This window comes from Acidobacteriota bacterium, from assembly GCA_016195325.1.
Taxonomy (GTDB): Bacteria; Acidobacteriota; Polarisedimenticolia; order JACPZX01; family JACPZX01; genus JACPZX01.
Window position 1 is genome coordinate 53,927 of record JACPZX010000067.1, and the last position, 24,822, is coordinate 78,748.

The following is a 24,822-nucleotide window of genomic DNA, read 5'->3' on the forward strand; positions in this document are numbered from 1 at the left end:
TCCGGCTCGGCGTGCGCCTGGGTCCGTGAGGGACGCGGCGCCCGTCGGGCGGGCGGAAACGGTATCACACGCCGGGCGGGTCCCATCCTGTCGATTCCTCGCTCCTCTCCTCCAGGTAAGACCGCCGATCGCGGTTCGTTATTCCCGGAGTTGCGTCGGGAGCGGGCCCGGGATTAAACGCGAGGCGATCCCGGTCCTTGCGGGTGTGTCCCGTAACCACACTCCATGGAGGTGCTCAGATGAGCCCGAATTCGATGACGCGTCATGGGCCGTTCACGACCCGCATCACCGCCAGCACGGCCCCCCCGGCGACTCTCCTCGTCCGCGCCGTCGTGGGCGCGGTGTTTCTCCTCGAGGGGATACTGAAATTCATCAACCCCCAGGAGCTGGGCGTCGGGCGGTTCGTCAAGATTGGAATTCCGTTCCCTTCCTTCTTCGCTCCCTTCGACGGGGTGTTCGAGATCGCGTGCGGGGTCCTCCTGATCCTGGGGCTGATGACGCGCCTCGGCGCAATCTCGATGATCGTCAACATGATCGTCGCCATCACCTCGACGAAGATCCCCATGCTCCTCCACGACGGCTTCTTCAAGGCGGCCCACGAGGCGCGTCTTGACGTCTCGATGCTCCTCGCCTGTATCTTCCTTCTTCGGGTCGGGGCCGGCCCCCTCTCTCTCGACTCCCTCTTCGCCCGCGAGGAGATCGAAGCTCCGTCTCTCGCGAGGCGCTTCGTGCTCGGCAAGACGGTTGTGTCGATCCTCGCGGCCGGCCTGGTGATCGCGGGCGCTTCCGGTCGAGCCCTCGCCGCGGACACTGCCTCGCAGGGCGGGGCACGGACGGTCGAGGTCCGGCTGACCGAGTACCGGATCGAGATGCCGCTCGAGTGGAGCGCCGGCCGGACGCTGTTCAAGGTGACCAACGCCGGCACGATGCTCCATCGCTTCGAGATCGAGGGGAAGGGGATCGAGGAGGAGATCGAGGACGGAGTCGAAGCCGGTCAGTCGACGACCCTGGAGCTCGATCTGAAACCGGGCGTCTACGAGGTCTACTGCCCGATGCGCGGACACAAGAAGGCCGGCATGTCCCTCAGGGTGAAGGTGACGTAGATCGCTTCACTCGTGCCGGATCGCCCCCCACGGGTCCACCCGGGCGGCGCGAAGGGCGGGGACGGCGCTCGCGGCGACGGACACCGCGACGAGCCCGACGGCGATGACCGCGAACGTGAGGGGATCCGCAGCCCCCACGCCGTAGAGTTGCGCTGAGAGGGTCCGCCCGAGCGCCAAACCCCCCGCCGCCCCGATCGCGACGCCGGCCAGCGTGAGCCTCAGCGCGCTTCCCACGACAAGGCTCACGATCTCGCGCGGCTCGGCGCCGAGCGCCATGCGGATGCCGATCTCCGATCGCCGACGGCTCACCCAGTACGACGTCACGCTGTAGATCCCGACACCCGCGAGCGCCGCGGCCAGCGCCGCGAAGCCGGCGACGAGCGTGAGGAGATAGCGACGGCCGGCGACCGAACCCGACACGACGTCGTCCATCGTGCGGAGGCTCGCGATCGGAAGATCGGGGTCGAGTGCGCGAAGGCGCGCGCGCAGCGTCCCGGCCAGCGCGAGCGGCTCCCCCGCCGTCCTCACGATCACCGACATCGACGCGATCGCGCGCTGGTTCGACGAGAGGTAGAAGGCCTCGCGCGCCGGGGCGTCGAGCGATTGATCCCGCATCCCCGACACGACGCCGACGATCTCGAAGAGGGTCGCCCCCTTCCCGAGCACGGCGTGCCGCCCGACCGCCTCGGTCCCGGGGAAGAACCGGCGCGCGAACTCCTCGGTGACGACGATCTTGATCGGCGAGGCGCCGTCGTCGGCGCCGGTGAAGACCCGGCCGCGCGTCACGCGGATCCCCAGCGTCCTGAAGAACCCCGGGCTCACCGTGTCGAAGGAGACGACCGACCGCTCCCCCGGCGGCGGGATCGCCCCGCCGTCCACCGCGATGAGCGTCTGCGCCCCGGTGCCGGCGAGAGGGAGCGCCTCCGCCGAGCCGACCGAGACGACGCCCGGCAGAGCAGAGACCTCCTGCTCGACGCGCTGGAAGAGGGCGCGGATCTGCGGCGGGCCCGGATACTTCGACGGGGGCAGGTGGAGCTCCGCGACGAGGATGTGATGGGGATCGAAACCGGGGTCCGTCCGCAGGACGAAGATGAAGCTCCGCACGAGAAGGCCCGCGCCGATCAGAAGGACGATCGAGAGGCCCACCTCGGCGACGACGAGCGCGCTCCGGGTCCGGCGCTCGCGATGTCCCCCGGCCGAAGCCGGCCCCGCCTCGCGCAACGAAGCGTTCAAGTCCGCCTTTGAAGCATGGACAGCCGGCGCGAGGCCGAAGACGATTCCCGTCAGGAGCGAGAGGGCCGTCGCCGCGAGGAGCACCCTGAGATCGATCGTCGCCCCCGCGGCGCGCGGGATCTGCGCGGCGGCCCCCGAGGCGAGAAGGGCGAGGGCGCCCCGGGCGAGCGCGACGCCGACGGCCCCCGCCGCGAGGGCGAGGACGAGGCTCTCCCCGAGGAACATCGCGATGAGGCGTCCGCGGCTCGCGCCGAGCGCGGCGCGGAGCGCGATCTCGCGCCCGCGGGAGGCGGCGAGCGCCAGGAGGAGGTTCGCGACATTCGCGCACGCAATGGCGAGGACGAAGGCGACCGCCCCCGCGACGAGGAGAAGCGTCGGGCGCGCGGCCGCGGCCTGGGGCTCGCCCAGAGGGGCGCTCGCGTAGGAGAGGTTGGCGTCGAGCCCCTCGGGTCGCTTGTCCCGATCCGCGAGAAGGTCGAGCTCGGCCTGCGCCTCCGGGCGCGAAACTCCGGGGCGGAGGCGGGCGAGGACGTCGAGATATCCGGCGCCGCGATCGACGGCGCCCGCGGTCATGAACCCGGGCTCGAAGACGCGCGGGATCCAGAGGTCGGCCGCCGTCGCGGGATAGCCGATGTCGGCGGGGAGGACGCCGACGACGGTGTGCGGCGTCCCGTTCAGCGAGATCGATCGGCCGACGACGCCCGGATCGGATCCGAAGCGCGACTCGAAGAGGGCGTGGCCGAGGAGGACGGCGTCGGGGCCTCCCTTCATCTCCTCCGCGGCGTTGAAGCCGCGGCCGATCGCAGGCATCACGCCGAGGACGTCAAAGATCCGCTCGGAGACGCGCAGCGCCCGAAGTTGCTCCGGCTCGGCGACCCCGGTGAGGTTGACGGTGTCGATCGTGGACGCGGCGACGCTTCCGAACGATCGCCCCTGATCGGCGAGGGCGAGGAACCGCTGGTGCGAGAAGGGGACGCGATCCGCGTCCCGCCCGGCGGAGCCCCCCCAGATCTGGAGGATGCGCGCAGGCTCGGGGTACGGCAGCGGCCGGATGAGGACGGCGTCGACGACGCTGAGGACAGCCGTCCCCGCGCCGATCCCCAGTGCGAGCGTCGCGATCGCGAGGGCCGCCGCCCCCGGATGTCGCGAGAGGGCGCGGAGAGACCGGCTCAGCTACCCCTCGCGCGTGTACCGGAGCCGGGGGCGCCTCGCCGCCTCGGCTTCGTCGAGCCGGCCGATCGGCGTCGTGTGCGGCGCCTTCCGCACCATCTCAGGGTCTTCGTCCGCCTCGGCGGCGATGGAGCGCATGGCGGCGATGAAGGCGTCGATCTCGGCCTTCGACTCCGTCTCCGTCGGCTCGATCATGATCGCGCCGTGCACCACGAGGGGGAAGTAGATCGTCGGGGGGTGGAAGCCGTAGTCGAGGAGGCGCTTGGCGACGTCGAGGGTGCGGACCCCCTTCGGCTCGAGAAGCCTGTCGCTGAGGATCGCCTCGTGGAGCGACGGCGTCTCGAAGGCGACGGGGTAGAGGTCCTTGAGCTTCGCCCGTATGTAGTTCGCGTTGAGGACCGCCCGCTCGGCGACCATGCGGAGGCCGTCGGGGCCGAGCGATCGGATGTAGGCGAGGGCGCGGACGTGCATGCCGAAGTTCCCGAAGAAGGACGAGACGCGCCCGATCGAGTCGGGGCGATTCTCGGCGAGGACCAGGCGTCCCGACGACTCCTCGACGAGAGGGGTCGGGAGGTACGGCTCGAGGACCTTCGACACGCCCACCGGCCCGGAGCCGGGCCCGCCGCCGCCGTGCGGCGTCGAGAAGGTCTTGTGGAGGTTCAGGTGCAGGACGTCGATCCCCATGTCGCCGGGGCGCGCGATGCCGACGAGGGCGTTCATGTTCGCCCCGTCCATGTAGACGAGGCCCCCCTTCTCGTGGACGGCGGCGACGATCCCCTCGATCTCCTCCTCGAAGATGCCGAGGGTGTTCGGATTCGTGAGCATCAGCCCGGCCACGTCCTCCGTCATCTTCGCGCGGAGCGCGGCGAGATCGATGCACCCCCTGGGGTTCGTCGGGATCTGCTCGACCTTGTAGCCGGCCATCGCGGCGCTCGCGGGGTTGGTCCCGTGGGCCGAGTCGGGGACGAGGATCGTCGAGCGCGGGCGGCCGCTCTTCACGTGATGGGCGCGGATCATGAGGATGCCGACCATCTCGCCGTGCGCGCCGGCCGCCGGCTGGAGCGTGAAGCGGGGCATCCCCGTGATCTGGCGGAGCGACTTCTCGAGCTCCCAGATCACGCGGAGACATCCCTGCACCGTCTCGGGATCCTGGAGCGGATGCGCGCGCCCGAGACCCTCCACGCGCGCCAGCTCCTCGTTGATCTTCGGGTTGTACTTCATCGTGCACGAGCCGAGCGGGTACAGCCCGAGATCGACGGCGTAGTTCAGGCGCGAGATGCGGACGAAGTGGCGGACGACGTCCACCTCGCTGACCTCGGGCATCCCGTCGATGGGGCCGCGCCTCACGCTGTCGGGGATCTTCGAGAGATCGGCTTCCGGCACGTCGAGGGGGGGTAGGGAGTGCCCCACCCGCCCGCGCGATCCGACCTCGAAGATCGTCGGCTCGTCCCTCAGGACCCCGGCTCTGCGGGGGGCTCTCGGGTCGGCGCTCACAGCGAACCCTCCAGGGCGTCGGCGAGGCGATCGATCTCCTCGCGCGTGTTCATCTCGGTGACGGCGACGAGCCACGCCCGCTCGAGGCGGGGCTCGGCCGGGCCGTAGAGCCTGCCGAGAGCGAGACCTCCCACGATCCCTCGCTTCAGGAGCGCGCGGTTGACCTCCTGCGGGTCGGCCGCCAACTCGACGACGAACTCGTTGAAGAAGGGGGCCGGGAACGGGAGGCGGCATCCCTTGATCGACGCGAGGCGCGACGCCGCGTACGAGGCCTTGTGGTGGTTCTGGAGCGCCAATCGGTGAAGCCCGTCGCGGCCGAGAAGGCTCAGGTGGATCGTCGCGGCGAGGGCGAGGAGACCCTGGTTGGTGCAGATGTTCGACGTCGCGCGCTCGCGCCGGATGTGCTGCTCGCGCGTCGCGAGCGTGAGGACGAAGCCGCGCCGGCCTTCGGCGTCCCTCGCCTCCCCGACGATGCGCCCCGGAAGCTGCCGCGTGAGGCTCTCGCGCGCGGCGATGAAGCCGAGGTACGGTCCCCCGAACGAGAGGGGCACGCCGAACGACTGCCCCTCCCCCAGCACGATGTCGGCGCCGAGGGCGCCGGGGCCCCGGAGAAGCCCGAGGCTCACGGGCTCGGTGACGACGGCGATCGTGAGCGCCCCCGCCCCCTTCGCCGCCGCCGACGCTCCCTCGACGTCCTCGATCGCGCCGAGGAAGTTCGGGCTCTGCACGACGGCCGCCGCAGCGCCCGAAGACATCGCGGCCGCGAGGGCGGACGGATCGGTGCGGCCGTCCTGGCCGAACGGGACGACGACGAGCTCGATGTCGAGGTTCTTCGCGTACGTCCGGATCGCCCTGACATAGTGCGGGTGAACGGCCGAGGAGATGACGACGCGAGACTTGCGGGTGACGCGGTGCGCCATGATCACCGCCTCGGCGAGGGCCGACGCGCCGTCGTACAGCGACGCGTTCGACACGTCGAGCTCGGTGAGAAGGCAGATCAGGCTCTGATACTCGAAGATCGCCTGCAGCGTCCCCTGGCTGATCTCGGGCTGGTACGGGGTGTACGAGGTGTAGAACTCGGATCGGTTGAGGAGCTGCGGGACGGCGGCCGGGATGTCGTGGTGGTAGGCCCCCGCGCCGAGAAAGAAGGCGTGCGAGGCGGCCGACGCGTTGCGCTTCGCGTACCCCGCGAACTCGCGGCGCAGCTCGATCTCGCTCGCGGCGGGCGGCAGATCGAGAAGGCCGGCCTTGCGGAACTTCGCGGGGATGGTGGTGAAGAGATCGGCGGGCGAGGCGGCCCCGACGGCGTCGAGCATCGACGCGACGTCCGCGTCTCCCTGGGGGAAGAATCTCATGTCAGTGTTTCTGCCCCGCGAGGAACGCCTGGTAGCCCCTCGCGTCCATCAGGGCGGCAGCCTCCGAGGGTGAGTCCATGCGGACCTTGAGGATCCACCCGCGGCCGTAGGGGTCCTCGTTGACGATTTCGGGATGATCCACGAGCGCGCCGTTGACCTCGACGACCTCGCCGGTCACGGGCGCGTAGACCTCTGAGACGGCCTTCACCGACTCGATCGTGCCGAACTCGTCCCCGGTCTTGAGCTTCTTCCCGACCTCGGGAAGCTCGACGAAGACGACGTCGCCGAGCTCTTTCTGGGCGAAGTGCGTGACGCCGATGGTTCCGGTCGCCTCCTTCACCGAGACCCACTCGTGATCCTTCGTGTAACGCAGGTTGTCCGGATACATCAGGTGCTCCCTCCCGCGGACTTCGCCGGCCGCTTGTAGTGCGGGGACTTGACCACGCGCGCGCGGGTCGGCTTGCCCCGGATGATGACGTCGAACTCGCGCCCCTCCCGGGCGGCCGCCGCGGGGAGGTACGCCATGCCGAGATTCTTCTTGAGGAACGGCGTGAAGGTGCCGCTCGTCACGTGCCCGGCTTCGGCCCCGTCGACCTGCGCGGGGTAGCCGTGACGGGCGATGCCGCGCTCGACCATCTCGAACGCCACCAGCCGGCGCGCCGCCCCGGACGCCTTCTGCCGCGCCAGCGCGTCGCGGCCGATGAACTCCCCCTTGTCGAGCTTGAGGATGAAGTTCAGCCCGGCCTCGAGGACGGTTGTCGTGTCGTCGATGTCGTTCCCGTAGAGCATCAGACACGCCTCGAGCCGCAGGGTGTCCCGCGCGCCGAGGCCGCACGGCGTGAGACCGAAGGGCGCGCCGACCCCCATCAGAGTGCCCCACAGCTCGGCGGCCCGGCTCGACTCGCAGTACAGCTCGAAGCCGTCCTCGCCGGTGTAGCCGGTGCGGGCGACGAGCGCCGGCACGCCGGCCACGCGGCTCTCGGCGAAGCTGAAGGCCTTGAGGGCGTGGATGTCCGCCTCGGTGAGGCCGCGGAGGATCGCCTCCGCCTCGGGCCCCTGGATGGCGATCTGCGCGAACTCGTCGCTGCGGTTCAAGGCCGTCACCCCCTTCGGCAGGTGAGATTCGACCCAGGCGAAATCCTTCGACGCGTTCGAGGCGTTCACGCAGATGAAGTACCGGTCGCGGGCCATGCAGTAGACGATGATGTCGTCGACGAAGGTCCCCTTCTCCGTCGTGAAGGCGCTGTACTGCGCGAGGCCCGGGGCGAGGCGCGCGGCGTCGTTGCACGTGAGGCGCTGCACCGCGGCGAGGGCCTCGGCCCCGCGGATCTCGATCTCACCCATGTGGCTCACGTCGAAGAGGCCGGCGTGCGTGCGCACCGCGAGATGCTCCTCGACGACTCCGTGATACTGCACGGGCATGTCCCAGCCGGCGAAATCGACCATCCGCGCGCCGAGAGCCCGGTGCGTCTCGTTGAGGGGCGTCTTGCGGACGGGGGTGGGGGACGTATCGCTCAGGGATGCCTCCCGGTGCCGAGGCGCCGGATCGCGCGCGGGCGCACGAAGCGCTTCGACGACGGTCTCACGAGTTTGGAGTTCGGCCTGTCGGGACCTTGGAGGTCGCTCTTCAGGCGGATAACGCGCCCAAGGGAATGCAGAACGGACGCTACCACAGCCGCCGCGAGGCGATCAACCGCCTCCCCCCCGCCCTGAAGCGTAGTGCGCCGCGATCGCCGCGACGAGCGCCGGCACCGTGAACTCCGCCGGCAGGATCGCGGGGGACACCCCCCGCGCCAGAAGATCGGCGGCGGTGACGGGGCCGATCGCCGCCGCGATCGAGCCCCTGGCCCCCGCGAGATCGCGCGGCGCCAGGGCGTCGAGGAAGTTCGACACGGTCGACGACGACGTGAAGGTGATGACGAGGCGATCCCCCGCGCGCTGCCTCAGCGCCGCGAGCGCGACGGCCGACGGCTCGCAGCGCAGCGTCCGGTAGACGGGCACTACGTCGACGCGCCCCCCCTGCGCGCGGAGCGCGTCGGGCAGCACGTCGCGGGCCTTCGTGGCGCGCGCGAGGAGGAAGCGCTTCCCCGCGACGGTCTCCCCGCGCAGCGCCTCGAGGATCCCCTCGGCATGAAAACTGTCCGGGACGACGCGGACCTCGACCCCTCTCCCCTCGAGCGCCCGCGCCGTCGCCGGCCCGATCGCCGCGACGCGCGCGCGGGAGAGAACCTCCCACCCCAGGCTCAGCGCCGCCAGGCGACGACCGACCGCGTCGACGCCGTTCGCGCTTGTGAAGATCGCCCAATCGTACGCCGCGGCGTCATGGAGCGCCGTGTCGGCGGGGAGCCAGTCGTCGGGGTCGGCGAAGCGAAGGGCCGGCGAGAGGAGGATTTCTGCGCCGAGGGCCGCGAGGGGCCGGGCCATCTCGTCGGCGGCCTCGCGGGCGCGCGTGACGACGACGGCGACTCCCCGGAGCGGCCCGTCAGGCGCCGGCGGCACGTTCCACCGCGGCGAGTATCAGCGAGGCGCCGCGCTCGACGGCCTCGGCCGCGGCCTCGGCGCCGACGCCGGCGGCGTCCGCGGCGCGCCCGCGGGCCTCCACCCGGATCATCGTCCCGCCGTCCGGATCACAGACGACCCCCGAGATCGAAAGGGCGTCGCCTCTCACCGTGGCGAACGCGGCGACGGGAACCTGGCATCCTCCGCCGAGCCTCGCGAGGAAGGCCCGCTCCGCGAGGACGGCGGCCGCGGTGTCTGGGTCGTCGAGAGTCCCGACCGCGGTCTGGACCCACCCCTCCTCGTCCCGGGTCTCGATCGCGAGCGCCCCCTGCCCGACGGCGGGGAGGCAGATCTCGAGAGGGAGATGGGTGAACCATGGCTGCATGAGGCCGAGCCGCCGCAGTCCCGCCGCCGCGAGGACGACGGCGTCGACGTCTCCCTCCCGCATCCGGCGGAGCCGGGTGTCGACGTTGCCGCGGAGCGGAACGTACGAGAGATCGCCGCGCCGATGGCGGAGCTGCGAGACGCGGCGAGGGCTGCCGGTGCCGACCCGCGCCCCCTGCGGCAGCGCATCGAACTCGAGGGGCTCCCGCGCGGCGAGCACGTCCCGGGGGTCCTCGCGCGGCGGCACCGCCGCGATGCGGAGCCCACCGGGGATCTCGGTCGGCAGGTCCTTCATCGAGTGGACGGCCGCGTCGATGCGCCCGGCGGCAAGCGCCTCCTCGATCTCCTTGACGAAGATCCCCTTCCCCGCCGTCTGCGCCGACGGGGGCGCCGCCCACTCCTGCTGGCGGTCCCCGGTCGTCCTGATCAAGGTGATCTCGACCTTCAGCCCAGGATTGCGCGAGGCGATCGCGTCGCGCATCATCCCGCTCTGCCGCAGCGCGAGCGGGCTCCCGCGGCTCCCGATGACGAGCGTGCGGCCGGACGGACTCTCGCCGGCCATCAGGCGTCGTCCTCCGGGGAGGCGTCGAGGGCCGGCGCCGGGCCGTTTCCGTTCAGCTCGGGGGCCGCCTCGCCCAGCTCGAAGAGCTGGCGCGTGATCTTCACGAGGTCGTGGCCGTCCCGGCTCTCGAGAGCGTGCTTGAGCTCGACCGTCGGGTGGTGGAGGAGCTTGTTCACGACCGACGAGACGATCTCCTCGATGGCGTGCTCCTGTCTCGGGTCGAGATCCCCGAGCTTCGCGCGGTGGCGCTTCAGCTCGGCCGACGCGATCTCGCCGAAGCGGCGCCGCAGGTCGACGATCGTCGGCTTCACCTCGAGGGAGCGCAGCCACGCGGCGTATCCCAGGACCTCCTCGTCGACCATCGCCTCCGCGATCGCCGCCTCGCGCATCCTCTCGGCGAGCCCCGTGTCCACCACGGTCTGCAGATCGTCGATGTTGTAGAGGTAGAGGTTGTCGAGATCGTTCAACCGGGGATCGACGTCGCGCGGCACCGCGATGTCCACGACGAACAGGGGCCGGTGGCGCCTCGACTTCATGATGGCCGGGCCGTCCTCCGCGCGGAGGACGTAGTGCGGGGCCGCCGTCGACGAGATGATGATGTCGACCCTGGAGACGTACTCGAGGTACCGGTCGAAGTTGATCGCCTCCCCCTGAAACTCGCGCGCGAGCTCGACGGCCTTGTGGTACGTGCGGTTGGCGACGAAGACCCCCTTCACCCCCTGCTTCATGAGATGCCGCGCCGCGAGCTCGCTCATCTCCCCCGCGCCCAGGATCATGATCGTCCGCCCCTCGAGCGAGCCGAAGATCTTCGCCGCGAGCTCGGCGGCGGCGTAGGCGATGGAGACGGGGTTCTTCGCGATCTGCGTCTCGGTCCTCACGCGCTTCGCGCACGAGAAGGCGCGCTGCATGAGCGACGAGAGGGCGGGGCCCACCGTCCCGGCCTCGACCGCGACGGCGTACGCCTCCTTCACCTGCCAGAGGATCTGCGGCTCCCCGACGATCATCGAGTCGAGGCTCGACGCCACACGGAAGACGTGCCGCGCCGCGTCGAGATCGACCATGCGGTACGCGTGGTCGTCAAGGACGCCGATCTGCCCGGGGCGCCGGGAGCCGATGAAGCTCCGGATCGCCTCCCCGGCCTCGTCGACGCCTCCCGCGCTCGCGATCACCTCGATGCGGTTGCACGTCGAGAGGATGATCGCCTCCCGCATCGACGGCATCCTCGCGAGCTCGGGGAGGGCCGCCCCCAGCTCCTGCCGCGGGAAGTGGAGGCGCTCGCGCACGTCGACGGGCGCGCTCCTGTGGTTGAGGCCGACCAGGTACAGCATCACGCGCCGATCCCGATCATCCGGAGGATGATCGCGATTAAGCCGATGATGGACAGGTAGGCCGAGAGCCTGCCGCGCCACCTGCCGGCGAAGACGCGGTCGTAGATGACGACGGCGAAGAGAACCCACGCGAGGAGAGCCCACCGCTCGCGCGCGACCCACGAGAAATCCCCATGGGTGTAGCGGTTCGTGAGCGCGCCCGTGAAGACGACGAGGGTCAGGAAGGCGAAGCCCCATCCGAGCGACATGTAGCTGAGCCGATCGCACCGCTCGAGGCTCGGGAGCGCCCCGAAGAACCGCCCCGGCCTGTGGTTCTTGAGCCCCTTCTCCTGGATGAGGTAGACGATGCTCGTGCCGAACGTGAGGAAGAGGAAAGCGACGCCGAGAACCGCCGGCACGACGTGCACCGCGCGCAGCGACACCTTCCACCCCTCGGTCACGCGCGACGGCTCGTCGGGGATCAGCGTCGTGATCGCCATCAGCGCGACGACGACCGGCAGGATGATGATGCCGAGGAACTCGATGCGGAACTTGAAGTGCGCGAGGAGGTAGACGGAGATCGCGGCGAAGGCGACGAGGAAGAGGATCTCCTTCAGCGTGAGATCGGGAACCCCCCCCTCCTCGAGCGTCCGCGCGACGAGCCCGCCGAAGTGGAGGACGAGCCCGGGGATCGCGAGGCGCGGGAGCCACGGGACCATCTCGCGGCGGGCCGACAGGAGGACCCAGACCGAGAGGACCATCGCGACGGCGTAGAGAACGCCGGCGCCCAGGAAGAACCAGCCGCTGGCGTGGAGCATGTTTCCTCGCGGGTTTCGACGGTGGACGGGGTCCGGCGAAGACTATCACCGTGGACATTGCCTGTTCCATGCCACGCGGAGACGCGCCCCTTCCGGGCGGCGGCGGGCGTCGGATCGAGGCAAGCTGCGTCATCTCGCGCACCGCCGGGAGTCCTCCGCGCCTGATCCGCCGCCGCGCGTTACAATCGCCCTCCTCATGAAGCGCCGCCGCCAGCCCGCCGGGAAAGTCGAGACGCCCGAGATCGTCATCGAGCCGCCGCGCGCGCGCGGCGATCTCCTGGCTCTCGCGATGGCGGTCCCCCTCGTCGTCCCCTTCCTCCAGCCGGGATGGTTCTTCGGCCACAACAACATGCACCTGATCCGGCTCTTCGAGCAGGACGTCATGATCCGGGCCGGCCAGTTCCCGGTCCGGTGGTACCCCGACGTCGCCGCCGGGTACGGATCGCCGCACCCGCAGTTCTACGCCCCGCTCTTCTACTGGGTCGCGCAGATCTTCCTCTTCGCCGGCCTCTCGCTCGCGGGCGCCCTCAAGGCGGCGGTGGCCGCGGTGGTCCTCGCCACCTCGTGGACGACCTACCGGTGGGCGCGCGCCTGGTTCGGCGAGCCGGCGGCGCTCGTCGCGGCGGCGGCGCTCGACTACGCGCCGTATCACATGCTCGATCTGTTCGTCCGGACGGCTTTCTCGGAGCTGATGGTCTTCATCTTCCTGCCGCTCACCTTTCTCATGTTCCACCGGCTCGCGGAGCGGACCACGCCCGGGCGTGTCGCGGCGGCGGCCGTCGCTCTCTCGGGGCTCTGCCTCTCGCACACCGTCACGACGATGCTGGTCCCGCCTCTCGTCGGCGGCTGCATCGTCCTCGAGGCCTGGGCGCGGGGCTGGAATCGGCGGGTCTGGCTCGGCTCGGCGGCCGCCCTGGTCGGCGGCGTGCTCCTCGCGGCCTTCTTCCTCGTGCCGCTCGTCGCCGAGAAGGGGGCGATCGACACCGACATCTACGCCGCGGGGTACTTCGACTACCACAAGCACTTCGCCGCGCCGGGGCAGCTCATCCACTCGCCGTGGGGGTTCGGCCTCAGCCGCGAAGGGGACGACGACGGCGTGTCGTTCCGGCTCGGCGTTCTCCAGATCGCCGGCGCCGCCCTCTTCCTCTGGCGCCGCCCCTGGCGCTCCGCCTCGCGCGCGGCCCGCGCCGCGATGATCCTGGCGGGCGGGATCGCGGCCGCGGGGATCGTGATGGCCCTCCCGATCTCCTCGCCGGTGTGGGCGCTCGTCGGCCCGCTGCGCTACGCGCAGTTCCCGTGGCGGTTCCTGATGCTCTCCGCGATGGGCCTCGCCTTCCTCGGCGGCGCCGCGGTGGACGGAGCCGCGCCCCCCGAGGATTCTCCCGGTCCCGGCGCCGCGCGGCGGCGCCCCGCGAGCGCGGCCGGGACCGGCATCCCCCTCTGGGGAGCGGGAGTCTTGGCCACCGTGATCCTGGTCTCGAGCTTCGGGATGTTCGGGTTCCGCGAGCGGATCGCGCTCGATCGCATCGGCTTCGGCGGAGACCACACGGACATGCGGGAGCGCGGCGCCGCGGACGCGACCGCGTCACCGACGGTCTTCACCCGCGAGTTCGTGCGCGCGGAGACGCTCCACTGGTTCGATCATCTCCCGCCCGGCGGCTACCCCTACCCGCCAAGGGAGGATCTGAGGCGGCCGCGCGCGGAGATCGATCGGGGGAAGGCGCGGATCGAGATGATCGAGTCGGGCCCCGTCACGTACCGGATGCGCCTCCAGGCGGACGCTCCGTCTCTCCTGCGGCTCAACGTCTACCGTTTCCCCGGATGGTCGTGGACGCTCGACGGCGCCGAGGCCGCGGCCGCGACGTTCCCCTCGAAGCGCCCCATCCTGGCGCTCGAGATCCCCGCGGGGGAGCACGAGGCGGTCGCGAACTACCGGAAGAGCGTTCCCCGCCTGATCGGCGACGTCACGAGCCTCGTCGCGCTCGCGATCGTCGCGGCGCTGGCGCTCGCGGGCGTCAGATCCCGGCGACCCAGCCCGTGATCTGGGTCCGCGGAAAGGCGATCTCGGCGGGCGGCCAGGTCCCGTTGTTGAGCCGCTGATCGAAGTAGATGTCGGGGGAATCCGCCCCCGCGGTGTTCTGCACCACGGCGCTCCCCGCGATCACGCTCCCGTAATGACGGCCCGTCCCCTCCGCCACGACGTTTCCCGCGTTGAAGAGCACGCCGAAGAGGCTCACCTGCCCCGTGATGGGGATCCCCTGCGCATCGCGTCCCGTGGTCGTTGCGGACGAGTACACCTCGAGATCGGGGCTCGTCGCGGTGGCCGACTGCGCCGCGAGCGCGCTCTTCACGAGCGAGCTTCCGGGAGCGCCGGCAACGACGGTCGTCGGGTAGGAGAGGTTCACGAAGGCCTCTCCTGCGTCCCACGCGCCGTTGCCGTTCGCGTCGTCGAAGGGCTCGCCGGGCGGAATCATCACCCGGTTCACCCCCACCACGTTGTTCACCCGCATCGACTCGGCGTTGACGTAGAGGAGCCCCGAGAAATTCCAGTCGACGTTCTCGATGACGATTGGCGGCGTCAGGTTCGTCTGCGGGTCGCCGGGGCCGTGGCCGTTCGGTGCCAGGCCGTCGCGCGTGTCGAAGAAGAAGAGCCCTTCCTGGTTGTGCGTCCAGTCGTACAGGCTCCTCGCCGCGCCCACCCCCCACTCGCGGAAGAGGCCGCTCGCGGCGTCGTAGGTGAAGTACCGCGCCGTCTCGTCCCCCGAGCTCGCCGCCGATTTCATCACGTCGTAACGGAACGGCGCGCACGCGACCCCCGCCTGGCGCTGAAAGATGTTCGAGTGGTCGCTGTCGATCGGCGACGCCTGCGAGAAGGGGTACGGCTGCGCGTTCGTCGATCCCGCGCCGGAGAGATCGCCGGCGGCGGTCACCTCCAGCCACGGGTCCTCGACGGTCGTGTCGGGGTTCGCGGACCAGACGTTGAAATCGTCGCCCGGCGCGTTACCGCTGAGGCGGCGCGCCGCGCTCTTGAAGGGAAATGCGCTTGGCACTTTCAGGTCGAGGTTCGGCGCGAGCGCGACGTTCCCCGAGACGATCACCCTTCCCCAGTGGGCGTTCAGGGCTCCGGTCACGGAGAGCGGGCCGCACGACTCGAGCGGGCCGCTCGCGAGCGTCCCGGGCACTTCACCGAGGACCGCCTTGACCGTGCGCTCGCCCACCTTCAGCGACGACGCGGTCACCACCGGCACGACACCGATGAGTCCCATCCCGCGGTACTTGGCCACCGTGATCTTGATCGTGCAGACGCCGGCGCGCTTCATGACGCCCCCCACGGGGATCATCGGCGGGGCGAAGATCGCGATCTGGGAGATGCGCCCGGTGCGGCTCTGATCGGTGAAGAGCGCCTGGTTGATCTTGTCGAGGAAGTCGACGGCGCCGACCGTGTCCGCGATGAGGATGTCGGGGCCCGACTCGCTGCCGCGGAACTCGGTCGTCGCATCGCCCCGATACGGCTTGTGGAAGATGTCCATGAACGCGGAGGGGGACCAGAGCGTCCTCCCCTGACGGTAGAAGGGCTTCGTGGCGGTGCCGTCCGCGAGGACGGGGGGGGTGTTCGGGTCGCCGTCATGGTCGAAGACGCGCTTCGTGCGATCGAAGAGGGCCGGGTTCCTGAGATCGTAGGTCCCGAGGAACTTGTGCAGGACCTGCGTGGAGATCGAGGGATTCCCCGTCACGGGCTGATCGAACCAGGCCTTCACCATCCGCACGCCGGTGTCGGCCGTGTGCACGAGCTGCTCGCTGTCCCGGCCCGACGCCGCGATCATCATCTCGGTGTCCGCCATCGAGAGAAACGCGAGCCCGAGTAACGTCAACGTCGCCGAGATGAGAACGGTGACGATGAGTGCCGATCCTCGCATGATCTCCTCCTGACCCCGACGCATTCCGTGAGCTCCGTCCTGCGGCCCCGCGATGCCGGGCAACCCGGATTCAGCAACGGGGGTGCCACGTGGCTGACGGTCCGCCCTTGTCCCTCGCCTGCCGCGTCTGATCCCGTCCATCCGCGCGCTACTTTCCCGGCCCGGCCGCCTGCACCGCCGGGATACCGGCCGCTATCTCTTCCGACAACGACTGGAGCGATCCCGAACCCGCGGCCGCGCGAAGCCGGCTGATCACCGAGGACGACATCCGGCGGATCTCGCGGATCTGCACGTCCACGCGCCGCATCTCGAGCTCGGTCGCGTACCCGAGCTCGGCGCAAAGGAAGAGATGTGTTTCCAATTCGGAGAGCGCCCCCTGCGCCAGGTAGAGCCCCCGGAGGAACTCCTTTCCCGAGGCCCTCGACTGGCCGCGCGCGATGTACGAAGGGATTGACAGCGCCGCGATCCTCATTTGCGCGTTCAGGCTGATCCCCAGCCCCTGCGGGATCTTGTCGGCGATCTTGAAGATCGCGACGGCGAGCTCGAACGACTTCTCCCAGACGCGCAGATTGCGGTACCCCGAGGGGTCTTCCGGCGGATCGGTTTTGCCATTCATCTCCGAGCTCATGTCGTGCCTCCTGAGTGGGCTCTAGCCATCAGCTGCGTTTGACATATGCAATCTCACTGCCGCCACAAATGCTGAATCCGATCAAACGACCATACGCGAAGGCGTCCCGACCGCCCGAACACCACGACGGCCCGCAGCTCGCTCGCACGTCCCGTCAGATAGATCGCCCCGGAGCTCGACTCCCCTGTCGGCGAGAACGAGACGATGTCGCTCCCGCCAAACTGCACCGGATCGTCCCCCGCTTGGAGCACGCCGTGGCTCGGCGGCACCTTCGGGATCGCTCCCGGGCCCGGGATCGCGAGCCTCACGTCGTCGTTGCCGGCGCGCAGATCGATCGGGCCACGAAGGAGCGCGTCGACTCCCGACGCGATCTCCGCCGACCTGATCCCCGTCTGGCCGCCGTCGAGGTACACCGCGAAGCGATCGCCCGCCGGCGCGGTCTCGAAGGCGACGCCGACGTACCGATGCCGCGCGATCGCCTCCTGGCGCGCCCGCGCCAGCTCGCCCGAGATCGTCGCGGCGGCCGCGTCGACCGACCTCTTGCCGACGAACCCCGAGAGCGAAGGGATCGCGATCGCGACGAGAAGGGCCGCGATGGCGAGAGCCACGATCGTCTCGACGAGCGTGGCTCCCGCGCCCCGGCGGCTACTTCTTCTGCGGCTTCGCGGCCGTGAGATATTCGCGAAGGTGCGAGAGTGACTTCTCACCGATCCCCTGCACTTTGAGCAGATCGTCCACGGTCGCGTAGGGCCCGTTCTTGTCCCTGAACTCGACGATGCGCTTCGAGAGGGAGGGGCCGATTCCCGGGACCTTCTCGAGGTCGGGGGCCGACGCCGAGTTGACGTCGACCGGATCGACCTTGTCCTTCACCGCCGCTCCGGCCGGTGCCGAGCTCGCGGCCGATGCGAGGCTTCCCGGCGCGCCGAGGACGACGACGCCGATTGCGAGCGCCGCGGCGCTCCGGATCCACAGACTTCTCACCATGACGTGCTCCTCCGGGCGGAGGCGTCGCGCCTCCGCGGATAATGCGCGGGCCGGGCCTCCGCGACGGATGTCGGGAGGGGACCCGCGCCGACTAAGAGAGGGAAAGAGGTGGGGGGGCCTTTCGGCCCCCCCGGGGGGGTGCATCGAGGGAGGACCATGAGGAGAGCTGGCCTTGGGAGGGCATCCCTTGATCACCCGATACGGTCGCGCGCCTCAGCCCGAGGGCTCCGGCCGGAAATACCTCCCCTGGCTCCGTCGCCGCGCGTCGCGGAGCAGGTCGAGGATCTTCCGGAGCAGGCTGACGCTGTCGCCGCAGATGTGCAGAAAGCCCGTGGCCTCGTCGCGAAGGTAAAAGGTGGTGACGGAGGAGAAGATGTAGATCCGGCCCCCGATATCGACCTTCCCGCGCTCCCCTGCCGAAGCCCGCAAGATCATCAGGGTCGCCGGATCCACCCGCCCTTCTCCTCCGCCGACGAACCTTCTCGTCGTTTCACCACCCATCTCGTCATTCTCCTTGGGGCCGTCGTGCCGCCGCCCGCCGCTCGACTTGACGTCCGTCTTCACGGGGGAGTACAAAGCAACGGCGGTGCCAGTCGCGGACTTCCATTGGGAATGATTGAGAGAAGGGCGGCAACGCCCATGGGCGGCGCGACTTGGAGAGTGGCCGCGGAGCGGCGCGGGGACACGAAGAGCGCCGCCGGGGCACCGGCAGCCGGTCGCCGGCGGACACGCGCGTGGAACGCGTGTCGCGCCGCGTTACGGAGTCCGGGGGATCAGCCCTTCGCGGGCTTCGGGAGCGTCGGCGGATCCTTCTTCTTGAAGCCGGCGGGAGGCTCGAAGGCGTCGGCGGGGGCCGGCGAGGTGGTGATCGACGTGACCTCCGTCGTCGTGCCGAAGACCTTCTTCATTCCGTCCGCGGCCCCCTCGGATCCCTTCGCGGCGCCCGACGGCTTGTCGGACGAGTCGTCCGACTTCTTCTTGCCGAAGAGCCCCTTGAACGCCTGCTTCATCGCCGCGCCGGGGTTCCCCTGCTCGCCCCCTTCACCGGAGTCCATGAGGCCGCAGTCCCCCCCCTTTTCGATCTGGAGGCGCGATCGCACGGGATACCCCTGGGCCTTCGCGAGCTCCTTCCCCACCCCCTCGAGCCCCTCGGCGAACTGGGACATCAGTCCCTTCGCCGCCTGGGCCATCTGCTTCGCGCTCTCGGGGTCGATCCCCATCGCCGCGGCCTGCCGGATCATGTAGTCGCGCGCTTCCTTCATGGGGGCGGTCAGCGGCGTCTGCCAGTAGTCGGCGGTGTAGACGACATGGCACGTCTTCTTCTCGTCCTGCGTGTTGTGGCACTGCTGGTCGCCGGTCACGACGACGTGTGTCGCATCGAACCCGTTGATCGCCTGCTTCTCACCGGTGGTCTTCGCGGAAAACTTCACGGGATCGCACGTCACCGGAGGCGGCCCCGCCTGGCCAGACTTCGCCCCGTCCTGCGTCGCCTGCATCTGGGCCATCGCGTCGGCGGCCGCCTGCTGGCTCTGCTTGAAGAGATCGAACGGGAGCTCCTGGTACGACTTGTCGTTGTACGAGACGGCGTAGATGACCTTTCGATCGAGGCGGAAGATCTGCGCGGACTTGAACCCCTCCTCGCCGCCGAAGTGCTTCATGAACTTTCCGGTGGCCTTGCTCGTCCCCTCCATCCGGCTCTTGTCTCCCGAGATGACGAGGACGCTGGTCCCCTCGCTCCCCATCATCCCGCTCTCCCCGAACCCGTCGAACTTCGTCGTCTCCTGAATCGTGACGTCCGCGCGCGGCGCGGAGAGCGTGGCGGCGAGGGCGAGCGCGGCGACGGCGGCGGCGCGCGAACTGCGGGTTCGAATCGTCAGCATGGCTCCTCCAGGGGGTCAAGGGCGGTGCGGCGGTTCACTGGATGAAGTTCTTGTACACGTCGAGAGAGATGACCGTGCCCATCAGGAGCAGCAGGAGCACCAGGCCGACCTGCATCACGCGCTCCTTCACCATGGTGCTCAGGTTCCGGCGCATCACCCCCTCGAGCCCGAGGATGAAGATGTGCCCCCCGTCGAGAATCGGGATGGGCAGCAGGTTGATGACGCCGAGCTGCAGGCTGATGATCGCCATGAACTGGAAATACGCGATCACGCCCCCCTTCCACGCCTCTCCGGTGAACTTGTAGATGTCGATGGGCCCCGAGAGCGTCCTCGGCGAGAGCTGTCCGGTGAAGAGCTTGCGGAGCGTCGCGAAGAGAACGCCGGCCGAGCGCCAGTTCAACTTCACGCTCTCGCCCACAGCCTGGGCCGGACCGAACTTCTTGAGCACGGATTCGGGGACGAGCGCGAGCCCGGGATCGCTCCGGCCGCCGTCGAGCCCCTTCGGCACGACCGACTTCACGACATCCTCCGCCCCCCGTCGGACGACGATGGCGACCGGCGCCCCGTGGTTCTCGAAGAGCGCCTTCGAGACCGCCTCGAGGTGCGATCCCACGTCGAGCCCCGCCACCGTGACGACCAGGTCACCCTCCAGGAGGCCCGCGTGCGCCGCGGGGCCGACGGGATCGACGGAGGCGAGCTTCACTCCCGAGAAGTACGGCTGAACCCCGACGCGCCCCATCGCCTCCCGCTCGGTCTCGCCGATCGTGACCGTGAGCGTCGTCTCGGCCCCGCCGCGCATCACGCGGATGGGCAGCCGCTTGCCGGGGTTGAGCGCCACGGCGAGCTGGAGATCGTTCCACGTGCGCGTCTCGCGGTCCCCCACGGAGAGAACGCGATCCATGACCTCGAGTCCGCCCTTCTCCGCCGGCGACCCCTTCTCGACCGCGCCGACGACGGGAGGGTCCTCGATGTACTTCGCGACCGGGACGCCGTGCATGTAGATGCCCGCGATGATGGCGACGGCGAGGACGATGTTGAGCGAGGCCCCCATCACGAGCACGGCGAATCGCTCGAGCCGCGACCGGCTCTGGAACTCCTCGGGGCTCCCCTGCAGCTCGTCGTCCGGATTCTCCCCCATCATCTTGACGTAGCCGCCGAGGGGGAGCGCCGAGATCCGGTAGTCGGTGTGGCCCCGGCGGCGGCCGAAGAGCCGCGGGCCGAAGCCCAGCGAGAAGACCTCGAAGCGGATGCCGACGAGCTTGGCGACGACGAAGTGCCCGAACTCATGGATGAAGATAAGCACGCCGAGGATGAAGACCGTGGCGAGCATGTTGGTGATGCTGAATGTCAGGCTCACGAATGCACGCTCCTGCCGGCGCCCCGGCCGCGGAGGACCGCCGCCGACGCCGCCTCCCGGGCCCACGCGTCGGCTCGCACGACGGTGGCGAGGTCCCTCGCCTCCTCGACGCGGTGCCGGTCCATGGCCCCCTCGATAATCGCGGGAATATCGAGGAAGCCCAGCCGCGTGTCAAGAAAAGCCTGCACGGCGATCTCGTTCGCGGCGTTGAGAACGGCGGGCATCGTGCCGCCCGACTCCAGGGCGCGGTACCCCAGGTCGAGACAGCGGAACGTCCCCCTGTCCGGCATCGCGAAGGTCAGCGGCCCCAGCGTCCTCAGGTCGAGGCCCTGGATCGGCGAGACCCACCGGTCGGGCCACGTCAGCGCGTACTGAATCGGGTGCCGCATGTCCGTGCGGGACATCTGGCTGATGATCGCGCCGTCCGCGTACTCCACCATCGAGTGGACGATCGACTGAGGGTGGACGACGACCTCGATCCGATCGAGCGGCACGCCGAACAGATGGTGGGCCTCGATCACCTCGAGCCCCTTGTTCATCAGCGTCGCCGAGTCGATGGAGATCTTCCTCCCCATCTGCCACGTGGGGTGCTTGAGCGCCTGCTCCGGGGTCACGTCGGCGAGATCCCTCGCGCTCTTCCCGAGGAAAGGCCCCCCCGACGCCGTCAGGATCAGCCGCGCGACTTCCGGCGCCGCGCCGGCGCGGAGACACTGGTGCAGGGCGTTGTGCTCCGAGTCGACCGGAAGAAGCGTCGCGCCGCTCCTCGCCGCCATCGAGATCATGACCGGGCCGGCGACGACAAGGGCCTCCTTGTTGGCGAGCGCGACCACGCGCCCCGCTCGGACGGCCTCGAACGTCGGAGCGAGCCCGGCGGCGCCGACGATTCCGGCGACGACCACCTCGACGTCCGCGTGCGCCGCACACCTCACCGCCCCGTCCTCGCCGTGGACCACCTGCGTCGCGCCGCGCCCCCAGGCGCTCGCCGCGGCAGTCCCCCACTGCGCCGGGTCTCCGAGAGCCGCGCGGAGCCTAGCCGCCGACTCCGCCGTCGCGACGGAGGCGAGCGCGGGCCGGAACCGCTTCACCTGTTCCGCCAGCCGATCGACGTTTCCCCCCGCCGCGAGGGTGACGACGCGGAAGCTCCCGGGAAACCGCTCGATCAGATCGAGCGTGCTCACGCCGATGGAGCCCGTCGAGCCGAGAAGCGCGATGTTCCTGGGTGTCATCGAGGTCTCCGGTTCCGTCAGACCATGAACGCGCGATAGTAGAAGAAGAGGACGGGAGCGCCGAAGAGGAGCGAGTCCGCCCGGTCGAGCATTCCGCCGTGCCCCGGGAAGAGCGCGCCGGTGTCCTTGAGGCTCGCGGATCGCTTGAGGAGCGATTCGCACAGGTCCCCGGCGAGTCCGGCGATCCACAGCAGCACCGCGAGGGCGATCGCGTCGCGCGCCCCCAGCTTCTGGAAGAACCACAGCTTCGCGACCCACGCGGCGAGAACGCTCGCGACGAGCCCGGCGCACGCCCCCTCGATCGTCTTCTTCGGAGAGATGGTCGGCGCCAGGGGGTGCCGCCCGATCCAGGAGCCGAAGCCGTAGGCCCCGGCGTCCGCGATCCAGACGACGAGCAGCAGGAAGATCGTGAGATCCCTTCCCATCTCGTCCCCCGAGCCCATCAGGCCGGCGACGTACCCGAAGGTGACGCCCAGGAAGAGGACGCCGGCGAGGGTCGCGCTCATCGACTCGAACGCCCCCTGCACGGCGGCGCGCGAGACGAGGAGCCTTCCCGGCACGAGGATCGCGGCGGCCGCCAGCGCAGCCCCGAGGCCGATCCGCGGCTCGACGAAGCTCGCGATGACGGCGAGCGTGAGCGCGGCGCCGAGGACGGGATCGGCGTGAATGCCCCTCTGCTTCGCCATGAGATGGAACTCCCACGTGGCGATGATCGCCGCGACGCCGACGAGGGCGAAGAAGTACCTGGGGTCGAGGTATCGGACGATGACGAAGAGGACGGGCAGCCCGATCGCGGCCGTGGCGAGCCTTTTCAAACGACGCGCCTCTTGACCGCGTCCACGCCTCCGTACCGCCGCTCGCGCTTCTGGTAGTCGACGATCGCCTGGAGGAGCTCCTGCGCCCGGAAGTCGGGCCAGAGCGTGGGCGTCACCCAGATCTCCGCGTACGCGATCTGCCAGAGGAGGAAGTTGCTGATCCGCAGCTCGCCGCTGGTCCGGATGAGAAGATCGGGGTCGGGCTGCCCCGCCGTGTACAGGTGGGACGCGAAGTCCTCCTCCGTGATGTTCGCGGGGTCCACGTTGCCGGCGCGGGCCGCCTCGAGGAGGCCCCGGCAGGCGTCGAGGATTTCCGAGCGACCCCCGTACGAGAGCGCGATGTTGAACAGGAGGCCGGTGCAGTGGCGCGTCGCCTCCATCCCGCGCTCGAGGTGCGCGCGCACCGACGGATCGAGCTCGTGGAACCGGCCGATGACCTGGAATCGGATGTTGTTCCTGAGGAGAGTCTGGAGCTCGCGCCTCACGTACTCCTTGAGGAGCGCCATGAGCGTGCTGATCTCGGTCCGCGGGCGCTTCCAGTTCTCCTGCGAGAAGGCGTAGAGGGTCAGCACCTTCAGGCCGAGTCGCGCCGACGATTCGACGACATCCCGCACGGCGTCGATCCCCGCGCGATGCCCCGCGACGCGCGGGAGCCTTCGGGACGTCGCCCACCGGCCGTTCCCGTCCATGATGATTGCGACGTGCGCGGGCAGGCGCTCGAAGTCGATCGAGAGGGCGAGCGCCTCCTCCGGCGAATCCGAACGAAGGAACTCCCTGAGGTCTCGTGGAAGCTTGTCGCTGGTCATGATGAACCCCGGGGGCGGGGTGCCGGAACGGGCTGCAAAGCCGTCAAAGGGCGCATCTTATCACCGTGTCGGCGGCGCCGCCAACGGAGCCGGAGGCGCCCCGTCATAGAGGACGCGCTCGAGGGTGAGGCCGCGCGCGGGGAGGTTCGGGCCGGAGCGCGCCCTGTCCCGCGACCCCAGGACTTCGGTCACCCACGCCTCGCTTCGATGCCCGCGTCCCACGTCGAGCAGCGTGCCCGCGATCGTGCGGACCATGTGCTGGAGGAACGAATTCCCCTCCACCGTGTAGGCCACGACGTCTCCCTCCGCGGAGATCTCGCTTCGACGCAGATTCTTGATCGGGGTCGACGAGACGTCGCCGGCGGCCTTGAAGGCCGAGAAGTCGTGCTCCCCGAGGAGCCGCGCCGCGCCCCGTCTCATCGCGTCGATGTCGAGGGGCCCGCGGTGGTGGTGTGCGAAGGGCGCCAGGAAGGGCGAGAGGCGCGCGCCCACCGCGATCTGGTAGCGGTAGATCCGTGAGGTCGCGCACCTTCGGGCGTGGAACCCCGGGGGCGCCGCCTCGGCCTCACGGGCGGAGATATCCGAGGGGAGGAGCCCGTTCAGCGCCCGGCGCAACCGCGCCGGCTCCCAGGCGCGCTCCGCATCGAAGCTCGCCACCTGCCCGCGCGCATGCACGCCCGCGTCGGTCCGCGCCGCCCCCGCCACCAGGAGATCCCGGGAGTCGAAGAGGCTGCGGAGCCGGGCGAGGATCTCCCCCTGAACCGTGGGGAGTCCGGGCTGGACCTGCCAGCCGGCGAACCTGGTGCCGACGTACTCGAGCGTCAGCTTGTACGTGGGCATCGCGCGTTCCGCGGAGCGGCGGTCAACCCTTCGCCTTCGCCCGCGACATCCGCAGAATCTCGCGACGGTGCGCCTCACCGACCGGGACGATCGACAGGCGCGAGATGCGCAAGAGATCGAATCCGGCGAGCTTCGGATTCCCCCTCATCTCGGCGAGGGAGACGCTTCTGACGAGGCGCGAGATCGGCTTCACCCGCACGACGACGCGCTTCGGATCCCCCGCATCCGGATCGGGGTACGGCTCGCTCGCGATCTTGGCGAGACCGACGACGGACTTCTCGCCGCCCGTGTGATAGAAGAAAGCGTCGTCACCCTTCCGCATGCCGCGGATGTGAATGAGCGCGAGCGCATTGGTCACGCCGGACCAGACGGTGCCGCCCTCGCGCGTGAGGTCGTCGAAGCTGTAGTGCGTCGGCTCTTCCTTGATCAGCCAGCAGGCCATCG

The 24,822-nt window shown here is 69.9% G+C and carries 22 protein-coding genes; 2 read left to right on the plus strand and 20 right to left on the minus strand.

Annotated elements, in window-relative coordinates; all coding sequences use genetic code 11:
• The first annotated feature begins 254 nt into the window (after positions 1-254).
• The gene (locus HY049_12880; GenBank protein ID MBI3449797.1) at positions 255-1,103 is read left to right on the plus strand and encodes a DoxX family membrane protein; all 849 of its coding nucleotides are present in this window, start codon (positions 255-257) and stop codon (positions 1,101-1,103) included.
• A gap of 6 nt (positions 1,104-1,109) precedes the next feature.
• On the opposite strand, the gene HY049_12885 is transcribed toward HY049_12880, so the two are convergent.
• The 8 genes from HY049_12885 to ccsA form a co-directional block, all read right to left on the minus strand.
• Entirely contained in the window at positions 1,110-3,509 is a 2,400-nt protein-coding gene (locus tag HY049_12885; protein ID MBI3449798.1) for an ABC transporter permease, read from the minus strand.
• Positions 3,510-5,234, minus strand: coding sequence for an aminomethyl-transferring glycine dehydrogenase subunit GcvPB (gcvPB, locus tag HY049_12890; GenBank protein ID MBI3449799.1), 1,725 nt, complete (start codon positions 5,232-5,234; stop codon positions 3,510-3,512). It lies immediately after the preceding gene.
• A 1,122-nt stretch (positions 5,235-6,356) separates the two neighbouring features.
• On the minus strand, positions 6,357-6,743 hold the full coding sequence (gene gcvH / locus HY049_12895; GenBank protein ID MBI3449800.1) for a glycine cleavage system protein GcvH: 387 nt from the start codon (positions 6,741-6,743) through the stop codon (positions 6,357-6,359).
• A complete protein-coding gene (gcvT, locus tag HY049_12900) occupies positions 6,743-7,873 on the minus strand; it encodes a glycine cleavage system aminomethyltransferase GcvT (protein ID MBI3449801.1) in 1,131 nt (376 codons plus the stop codon). The genes gcvH and gcvT overlap by 1 nt, the downstream gene beginning before the upstream one ends.
• Positions 7,874-8,044: 171 nt before the next feature.
• Positions 8,045-8,854: a uroporphyrinogen-III synthase gene (locus HY049_12905; GenBank protein MBI3449802.1), complete on the minus strand. Its 810-nt coding sequence runs from the start codon at positions 8,852-8,854 to the stop codon at positions 8,045-8,047.
• Entirely contained in the window at positions 8,838-9,800 is a 963-nt protein-coding gene (gene hemC, locus HY049_12910) for a hydroxymethylbilane synthase (GenBank protein ID MBI3449803.1), read from the minus strand. Before hemC ends, HY049_12905 begins: the two co-directional genes overlap by 17 nt.
• Positions 9,800-11,131 (minus strand): glutamyl-tRNA reductase, encoded by a 1,332-nt coding sequence (locus HY049_12915; protein MBI3449804.1) that lies wholly within the window; start codon positions 11,129-11,131, stop codon positions 9,800-9,802. The genes hemC and HY049_12915 overlap by 1 nt, the downstream gene beginning before the upstream one ends.
• Positions 11,128-11,925 carry a cytochrome c biogenesis protein CcsA gene (gene ccsA / locus HY049_12920; GenBank protein MBI3449805.1) on the minus strand — a complete coding sequence of 266 codons (798 nt, stop codon included), beginning with the start codon at positions 11,923-11,925 and terminating at the stop codon, positions 11,128-11,130. Before ccsA ends, HY049_12915 begins: the two co-directional genes overlap by 4 nt.
• Positions 11,926-12,121: 196 nt before the next feature.
• On the opposite strand from ccsA, the gene HY049_12925 reads away from it, so the two are divergent.
• A complete protein-coding gene (locus HY049_12925; GenBank protein MBI3449806.1) occupies positions 12,122-13,966 on the plus strand; it encodes a glycosyltransferase family 39 protein in 1,845 nt (614 codons plus the stop codon).
• On the opposite strand, the gene HY049_12930 is transcribed toward HY049_12925, so the two are convergent.
• The 12 genes from HY049_12930 to HY049_12985 form a co-directional block, all read right to left on the minus strand.
• A complete protein-coding gene (locus tag HY049_12930) occupies positions 13,941-15,842 on the minus strand; it encodes a pilus assembly PilX N-terminal domain-containing protein (protein ID MBI3449807.1) in 1,902 nt (633 codons plus the stop codon). The genes HY049_12925 and HY049_12930 overlap by 26 nt on opposite strands.
• A gap of 148 nt (positions 15,843-15,990) precedes the next feature.
• Positions 15,991-16,470 (minus strand): four helix bundle protein, encoded by a 480-nt coding sequence (locus HY049_12935; protein MBI3449808.1) that lies wholly within the window; start codon positions 16,468-16,470, stop codon positions 15,991-15,993.
• Positions 16,471-16,523: 53 nt separating this feature from the next.
• Positions 16,524-17,078, minus strand: coding sequence for a GspH/FimT family pseudopilin (locus tag HY049_12940; protein ID MBI3449809.1), 555 nt, complete (start codon positions 17,076-17,078; stop codon positions 16,524-16,526).
• A gap of 37 nt (positions 17,079-17,115) precedes the next feature.
• The gene (locus HY049_12945; protein ID MBI3449810.1) at positions 17,116-17,454 is read right to left on the minus strand and encodes a helix-hairpin-helix domain-containing protein; all 339 of its coding nucleotides are present in this window, start codon (positions 17,452-17,454) and stop codon (positions 17,116-17,118) included.
• A 213-nt stretch (positions 17,455-17,667) separates the two neighbouring features.
• Positions 17,668-17,907: a hypothetical protein gene (locus HY049_12950; protein MBI3449811.1), complete on the minus strand. Its 240-nt coding sequence runs from the start codon at positions 17,905-17,907 to the stop codon at positions 17,668-17,670.
• Between the two features lie 320 nt (positions 17,908-18,227).
• The gene (locus HY049_12955; protein ID MBI3449812.1) at positions 18,228-19,334 is read right to left on the minus strand and encodes a hypothetical protein; all 1,107 of its coding nucleotides are present in this window, start codon (positions 19,332-19,334) and stop codon (positions 18,228-18,230) included.
• Positions 19,335-19,368: 34 nt separating this feature from the next.
• A complete protein-coding gene (gene rseP / locus HY049_12960) occupies positions 19,369-20,691 on the minus strand; it encodes an RIP metalloprotease RseP (protein MBI3449813.1) in 1,323 nt (440 codons plus the stop codon).
• Complete coding sequence (locus HY049_12965; protein ID MBI3449814.1) at positions 20,688-21,917, minus strand: 1-deoxy-D-xylulose-5-phosphate reductoisomerase; 1,230 nt, start codon at positions 21,915-21,917, stop codon at positions 20,688-20,690. Before HY049_12965 ends, rseP begins: the two co-directional genes overlap by 4 nt.
• Positions 21,918-21,934: 17 nt before the next feature.
• Positions 21,935-22,732 (minus strand): phosphatidate cytidylyltransferase, encoded by a 798-nt coding sequence (locus HY049_12970; GenBank protein ID MBI3449815.1) that lies wholly within the window; start codon positions 22,730-22,732, stop codon positions 21,935-21,937.
• Complete coding sequence (locus HY049_12975; GenBank protein MBI3449816.1) at positions 22,729-23,538, minus strand: isoprenyl transferase; 810 nt, start codon at positions 23,536-23,538, stop codon at positions 22,729-22,731. Before HY049_12975 ends, HY049_12970 begins: the two co-directional genes overlap by 4 nt.
• Positions 23,539-23,598: 60 nt before the next feature.
• Complete coding sequence (truA, locus tag HY049_12980) at positions 23,599-24,378, minus strand: tRNA pseudouridine(38-40) synthase TruA (protein MBI3449817.1); 780 nt, start codon at positions 24,376-24,378, stop codon at positions 23,599-23,601.
• A 22-nt stretch (positions 24,379-24,400) separates the two neighbouring features.
• On the minus strand, positions 24,401-24,820 hold the full coding sequence (locus HY049_12985) for an EVE domain-containing protein (GenBank protein MBI3449818.1): 420 nt from the start codon (positions 24,818-24,820) through the stop codon (positions 24,401-24,403).
• Positions 24,821-24,822 lie beyond the last annotated feature (2 nt).